Source organism: Alkalibacillus haloalkaliphilus C5 (genome assembly GCF_000269905.1).
GTDB classification, from domain to species: domain Bacteria; phylum Bacillota; class Bacilli; order Bacillales; family Alkalibacillaceae; genus Alkalibacillus; species Alkalibacillus haloalkaliphilus_A.
The window spans coordinates 20460-27149 of the sequence record NZ_AKIF01000018.1; the positions used below are offsets into that span (position 1 = coordinate 20460).

The window sequence follows — 6690 nt, forward strand, 5'->3', positions numbered from 1 at the left end:
GAGGAGCAGAATACTGTTTCCTCTTTTTTTATTTATCTCATCACACCTGTTTAATGACAGTGAAAAAAGGAATACTTATGATGGATGTATTTTTAAGGAGGTATTTCAAATGAGTAAAGTAGCCGTTATTACTGGTGGTGGAAGTGGTTTAGGTCAAGTAACAGCCAAACAGATGGCGGAAAAAGGAATTAATATAGTAGTTGTCGATGTCGATCAAGAAAGTGGACAAGAAACTGTTGAACAAGTTAAACAAACAGGTGCTGATGCTTTTTTCGTAAAAGCGGATGTGTCAAAAGCTGAAGAAGTTAAAAATTATGTTGACCAAGCTGTAGAGAAATATGGGACAATTGATTATTTCTTTAATAATGCTGGAATTTCGGGTAGTGGAAAGTTATTCTTGGAAACAGACGTTGATGAAATTAATAAAATTGTTGAGATTAATATGCTCGGAGCCTTGTATGGTATGCATTATGTGGCTCAGGTCATGGTGAAAAACGGTGGAGGTTCGATCGTTAATACTTCATCAAGTGCAGGAGTCATCGGCCAAAGTACAGTCGTCACTTACTCAGCTACAAAACACGGTATTGTCGGCATGACGAAAAGCATGGTTGCTGAATATGCAAAAGATGGGTTACGCGTTAATGCCATTGCACCAGGGCCAACCGAAACACCAATGGTTAAGAAATATTTTGAGGATAACCCAGAAATGAAAGAAAGTGCAGAACAAGGCATTCCTCAAAGAAGGTTAGGAACACCTGAAGAAGTAGCTGAACTCGTCACATTCTTACTTACATCAGATGCACCGTATATTAATGGAGATGTGATTAGGATCGATGGTGGGTTTACAAGTACGAAATAAGAGAAGTTATATTGAAAGCTCGGTTTGGTTTAACTAACCCGAGCTTTTTTATTAAAAGCATTTATCTTGAATTCAAGATAAAATCGAGTTATAATATTAATTAGAGGTTAAAATTAGTATTAACCTTTTAGCTGGTGGAGGTGCTTTCATTAGTTTCTTTGAAAAATAATGAAAGTAGGTGTCGTTATGGGGTTATTAGATAAAATTTTTGGAAAAACAAAGGAGAGTCAAGATATGTCAAATGTGAAATTAGCAGTAGTATTTTATAGTATGGGTGGAACAAATTACGAAATGGCTAAATGGGCTGCAGAAGGTGCAAAAGAATCAGGTGCTGACGTTAAAGTGTTGAAGGTTGAAGAATTAGCACCTCAGTCTGTAATTGATGAAAATGAAGCATGGAAAGCAACTGTTGAAGCTACAAAAGATGTTCCAGTAGCTACTTCAGATGATATCGAGTGGGCAGATGCGATTATATTCAGCGTACCAACACGTTTTGGTAACTTGCCTGCACAAATGAAGCAATTTTTAGATACGCAAGGCGGCCTTTGGGCAAGTGGTAAAACGGTTAATAAAGTAGTAAGTGGTATGAGTTCTGCACAAAACCCACATGGTGGTCAAGAAGCAACATTATTATCACTTTATACGTCTATGATGCATTGGGGCGCGATTATTGCTGCACCAGGTTATTCAGATCCTGTTATTTTTGGAGCAGGAGGAAATCCATACGGAACGAGCGTAACAGTCGACCAAGAAGGTAATATGGTTGAAGATGTTGAAGGTGCTGTTAAACATCAAGCGAAACGTACAGTTAACATTGCACAATCAGTGAAAAACGGAAACCAATAAATAGATTTCGATTATAATCTAATAGACTAGTATTTAAAAAAGCACGCATTTGTGATTACAATTAAAGTAAACAAATGCGTGCTTTGTTTTATTAGAATTGACTGAGAAATATTGCCACCACGTTTTGTTTCTTGTACGATAGACTGAAATGGAAGAATTTGAATGGGGTCGTCCAAATGACAATCGTTAAAAAGCCGAATATCTATTTATCTTTAGGGATTCTAATACTAATTACGGTAGCTTTTCTAAGTATAGCAATCGAAATCAACACAGTTGTACTTTTAGCTATAATTTTTATTTCAATTGTATTAGTAACGGTTTCTAACCAAGTTAATGAAGGCAATTCAATATTCTTAAACCTACTTGAAATAGCAATCAATCTTATACTTCTGGCATTAATTTTAATCTTAGGGGAGCAGTTGATGATTAGAATCCTTTTAATAGGTTTATTTGTTCTCAATATTTATATCTTTAGAAAGTTGTAAAGTGAGGGGAATACGATGGGAGTTTTGAATTTCTAATTAGACCTGTAATTTAATCAAGATTACAGGAGGTTATCATATGGAATCAAAATGGGTAAAAGCTTTTTACAAACGTCAATTTGAGATGTTTGCTTATTTGGATGAGTACAGTGAGCACTATTTAGATTTGGCTAAAGAAATTGAGCAACAAGTTAATCAGCCGTTTCAGTCGGTTTTAGAAATTGGGGCTGGTAACGGTCATCTCGCAAAAACATTGGCTTCATTAGGAAAAGACGTGACCACTGTTGAGTTAGTCCCTGAATTAGTGGATTTCGCAAGGCAAGACGAACCTAAGGGTGTCACGTCAATTTGCGCTAGTTTTTATGATGTCGATTTAAATGATTCATTCGATGTCTTATTGTATATTGACGGTTTTGGAGTTGATGGTGATGACGAACAACTCTATTTATTAAAGCGAATTAGTCAGTGGCTTAAGCTTAATGGTGTTGGGTTGATCGATATTTACAACCCAACTTATTGGAAAAAGGCAGCTGGACAAACGATGTCTATTGATCCGTCCAAAAGTGTTTTACGAAAATATGACTATGACCAAGAAAACCATAGAATGATCGACACGTGGTGGGAAGAAGGCGCACCTCATGACACTTACACACAATCATTAGCTTGTTACAAATCTAGTGAAATCGAAAATTTGTGTCTTCAGGCAGGACTGAAGATTGTTGATTGGTACCCAGGTGGAGCAATGGACTGGGATGAATGGACGTATTATCCGAAATCGTCTTTAAAAGACTGTTTATCCTATCGAATCAAAATTGTAAAAGCATAAACTCTTAAACTAAAAAGCAGTTAAACAGCCACATGCTGTCTAACTGCTTTTTATTAATCGATCGGAAATTGGGTTGTTCTCACATAACTCCAATTATTCCTTGTGAAGTAAATAAACCATACAAGGCCAATTGTTAGTAGAATTACACCAATAATAACTAGAGTTGTAAAGCTTAGTTCTTCAAGTAAATGTACACCGTACCCTAGATTGATTTGAACCATTTCTGTCGCTTGCGCAAAAATGTTATAAACCATATGTAAAATAACCGGTATAATTAAGCTCCCTGTTTTAATGAATATGAGACACAATACAACCCCTGTTAACGTTGCCCCGATGAAGTTTGGTCCATGAAGTAATCCGAATAATACAGAGGAAATAATGACACCCTTTGTTAAACCAAACTTATAGCTCATTCTCCCAAATAAAAATCCTCTGAAAATAATCTCTTCAAATATTGGTGCAATAATGATGATCATCACTAAATTTAATAACAAAATCATAAAAGTAGGTTCGACTTCGTTGATTTCTAAAATAAACGTTCTAGTGTTTTCTGATAGAAATTGCCACACAATCGCAATGACAATGGTGATCGCACCTAAACTATACAACGTCATAAACACAATCGCATTTGAAAAACTTTTCGCTGAAAGCTTGCTCTCGGATTTGCGAAATAAGTCATTGAGTTGGTAACCTTCATCTTGCAACTTCGTCTTAAACCACAAGAGAGGAATAAGGTACAAAGCGACGAACGAAGTAATTAACGTGCTGTATTCTAGTGGCACTCTAATAAGACTTAGAAATATCGTTAAACCTATAAAAGCTAAAACACTCCATAAAATAATCCATCTCGTCTTAGCATCTTGAAAAACATAATTCAAAAATAACAATCCCCCTAATGTGAAAATCTAAAGACCCAATACTAATGTGAAAAGTAATGATAACCCGAACAACACTATTACCATACCAAGTTCATTAAGTATTAGAATCCATTCTTTTGAACTTTTAGCATAGTAAAGGTGCATAATCAGCCTTCCTGTTAATAACGCAAATAACAATGCAAGTGTTAAGAAAAAAATGTTTGGGTACGTCGTTTGAAGTATGAAGAAAGCAAAAACGACGACAATCCCAATATCAATCGCAATATGTAATTTGTTAAACCAACTTAAAACACCAACGAATGTATCTCTAATATCATACTTGCTTGTTTCTTAACCATTTGTCCGTGTAGTGGCCAATAGTGATGACGAGTACTGCAGTCAGCAATGCAATCATATTCATTTTAATCCCACCTTACTGACTGCACTAAATGTAAATTATGAACAGTCGCTTTACTGTATGTTATAAAACGCAGTATTTCTTTAGATTTTACTTTTTTTGAAATATTAGGTCAATTGTATTGGTAGAATGTTATAATCTTAAAAATTTGAAGCAACATAGTATTGGAAAAGTTACTTTGACAACGTGATTCTTTCTTCATATAATATTAAGTGTGTGTGTGTTAATACAATTAAGGAGGATTATTAAAAATGCAATCAATCAGACTACGTTTCCCAACTTTGAACCAGTAATTTAATAAGTTCAAAGGCTCTGTTTTGTGTAATCAGAGTATTGGGATTAGTCTGTCCTTTTTTAATAATCTTTTTGAGCATGTATATAGTTATGACGATAAGCGTTGTGTATGGTTGTATACTTTTATTTGTATACAATCATACAATTTACGTCATGTTTAAAAAAGGCAGAACGTTCTGCCTTTTTTATTTTGCCTAAATTTAGTTTAATTCGATATTGGGATAGCTTTTTCCCTTACTCTCACGCACAAGCAGAAGCTTGTGTTTTTGTATGGCATTTGACTTTATCGAAATTCCAATCGCTAACTAATTATTAATTAAAGGAGAGAATTATAATGGAAAAAGTCTGTCTTGAAATAGAAAATATAGAAGTTTCATATTTAGATCGAGTAGTTTTAGATGTCCCACGATTGGCTGTCCACCAGTTCGATCGTATTGGAGTAGTTGGTAAGAACGGGTCAGGTAAAAGTACGTTGTTAAAACTTATGAATGGACAAATAGAACCAGATCAAGGTCATGTTAAACGTTTTATTGATTTTGCTTACTTTGACCAACTATCATATCCGTTAGAAACGGATGTCGATTATAAGCTTTTAGGTGAATTGGATATTCCGCAAACAGAATTGCAAAACTATAGCGGTGGCGAACAAACAAGGCTAAAGCTCGCTCAAATATTTTCTCATTACCACGAAGGTTTATTATTTGATGAGCCAACAACACACCTTGATCAAGAAGGGGTTCAGTTTTTTATAGATCAATTAACTTACTACTATGGTGCACTTATCATTGTGAGCCATGATCGACACCTCTTAGATCAACTCGTTACGAAAATATGGGAAGTAGACGAAGGAAAGGTAACTGAGTATACAGGCAACTATACAGATTATGTTGAACAGAAAGAGCTTCAAAAACAACAGCAACAAGAACAACACGAAAAATATTTGAAAGAAAAAGATAGGCTGATAAAAGCAGCTAATGACAAAAAGAAAAAAGCCGAGAAAGTTACTAAAGCTAATGGTCAAAGAACAAAGAAAGATGTAAATGCAAAGGCCAACTTAATGTTTATGACTAAATCAAAAGATACAAGTCAAAAATCAATTCAACGAGCGGCGAAAGCTATTGAACAAAGAATAGATCAATTAGAAGAAGTTGATGCGCCAGTAGCAGAAAAGAAGATCCGTTTTCATCAACCTAATGCATTGAAGTTGCATAATCAATTTCCAATTATGGCTGATCGATTAACTCTAAAAGCAGGAGAGAAAAATCTTCTTAATGAATCTAGCTTTCAATTTCCATTGGGTAAGACTATTGCAATTACCGGAAGTAATGGGTCAGGTAAAACGACATTAATCCATCATATTATAGAAAACGGTGAAGGAATTACGCTGTCTCCTAAAGCGGTAATAGGATATTATGGTCAAATGGATTATCAGTTTACAGAAGAACAGTCAGCTTTAGAATATATGAAAGATCAAAGTGATTACGAAGAGGTTAAAATTCGTGCTGTTCTAAACTCTATGAGCTTTGCTGGAAATGACCTCAAGAAGAAAGTGAATGAGTTAAGTGGTGGGGAGGCTATACGTTTAGTCTTATCACAATTATTCTTAGGGAGATATAATGTATTAATATTGGATGAACCGACGAACTTTTTAGATGTCGTTTCAACTGAAGCTTTAGAACGTTTCTTAGAAGGATATGAAGGAACCGTTATATTAGTTTCACATGACCATACATTTGTAAGGAATGTAGCTGATGAGGTTTATTCAATAGAAAATGAAACAATAATAAAAGAGTATTAAGTGAGTATAGGAGCAGAGTATAGTTTACTCTGCTTCTTTTTTGTAAAAATTTAGCGAATTATCAAGAAATAGTTTCTGAAAATTGTTAAAATAAATATAACTGCTCATAACCTCATATGAAAAGTAAACCTTTAAAAGTGATTACATGTCTCATTAAGGATCAAATTATGGTTCTCGAAGAAGTTGAAAAGACCAATGAACAAAACAAAGATGACCGAGGGGAGTTAATACATATGAAGTTTAATGACTTTAATGCTGCACAAGTTAGAATCGCCAGACCGACTGATCAATTTGAAGAGGTCATCGACTT

The 6690-nt window shown here is 34.7% G+C and carries 7 protein-coding genes; 5 read left to right on the forward strand and 2 right to left on the reverse strand.

From position 1 onward, the window contains the following. The first annotated feature begins 109 nt into the window (after positions 1 to 109). From A194_RS0103565 to A194_RS0103580, 4 genes are all read left to right on the forward strand, one after another. Positions 110 to 859, forward strand: coding sequence for an SDR family NAD(P)-dependent oxidoreductase (locus A194_RS0103565; RefSeq protein WP_017185518.1), 750 nt, complete (start codon positions 110 to 112; stop codon positions 857 to 859). A 234-nt stretch (positions 860 to 1093) separates the two neighbouring features. Further along, a complete protein-coding gene (gene wrbA, locus A194_RS0103570; protein WP_029424963.1) occupies positions 1094 to 1705 on the forward strand; it encodes an NAD(P)H:quinone oxidoreductase in 612 nt (203 codons plus the stop codon). Between the two features lie 176 nt (positions 1706 to 1881). After that, positions 1882 to 2190, forward strand: a complete 309-nt coding sequence (locus A194_RS0103575) for a hypothetical protein (protein ID WP_017185520.1) — start codon at positions 1882 to 1884, stop codon at positions 2188 to 2190. A gap of 76 nt (positions 2191 to 2266) precedes the next feature. Continuing rightward, positions 2267 to 3013: a class I SAM-dependent methyltransferase gene (locus A194_RS0103580; RefSeq protein WP_017185521.1), complete on the forward strand. Its 747-nt coding sequence runs from the start codon at positions 2267 to 2269 to the stop codon at positions 3011 to 3013. A 53-nt stretch (positions 3014 to 3066) separates the two neighbouring features. On the opposite strand, the gene A194_RS19250 is transcribed toward A194_RS0103580, so the two are convergent. Next, complete coding sequence (locus A194_RS19250; protein WP_017185522.1) at positions 3067 to 3891, reverse strand: CPBP family intramembrane glutamic endopeptidase; 825 nt, start codon at positions 3889 to 3891, stop codon at positions 3067 to 3069. 27 nt (positions 3892 to 3918) lie between these two features. Next, on the reverse strand, positions 3919 to 4203 hold the full coding sequence (locus A194_RS21280; RefSeq protein ID WP_157783023.1) for a DUF4181 domain-containing protein: 285 nt from the start codon (positions 4201 to 4203) through the stop codon (positions 3919 to 3921). A gap of 713 nt (positions 4204 to 4916) precedes the next feature. Between A194_RS21280 and A194_RS0103600 the strand changes: the two genes are divergently transcribed. Then, positions 4917 to 6380: an Msr family ABC-F type ribosomal protection protein gene (locus A194_RS0103600; RefSeq protein ID WP_017185524.1), complete on the forward strand. Its 1464-nt coding sequence runs from the start codon at positions 4917 to 4919 to the stop codon at positions 6378 to 6380. Positions 6381 to 6690: the final 310 nt, after the last annotated feature.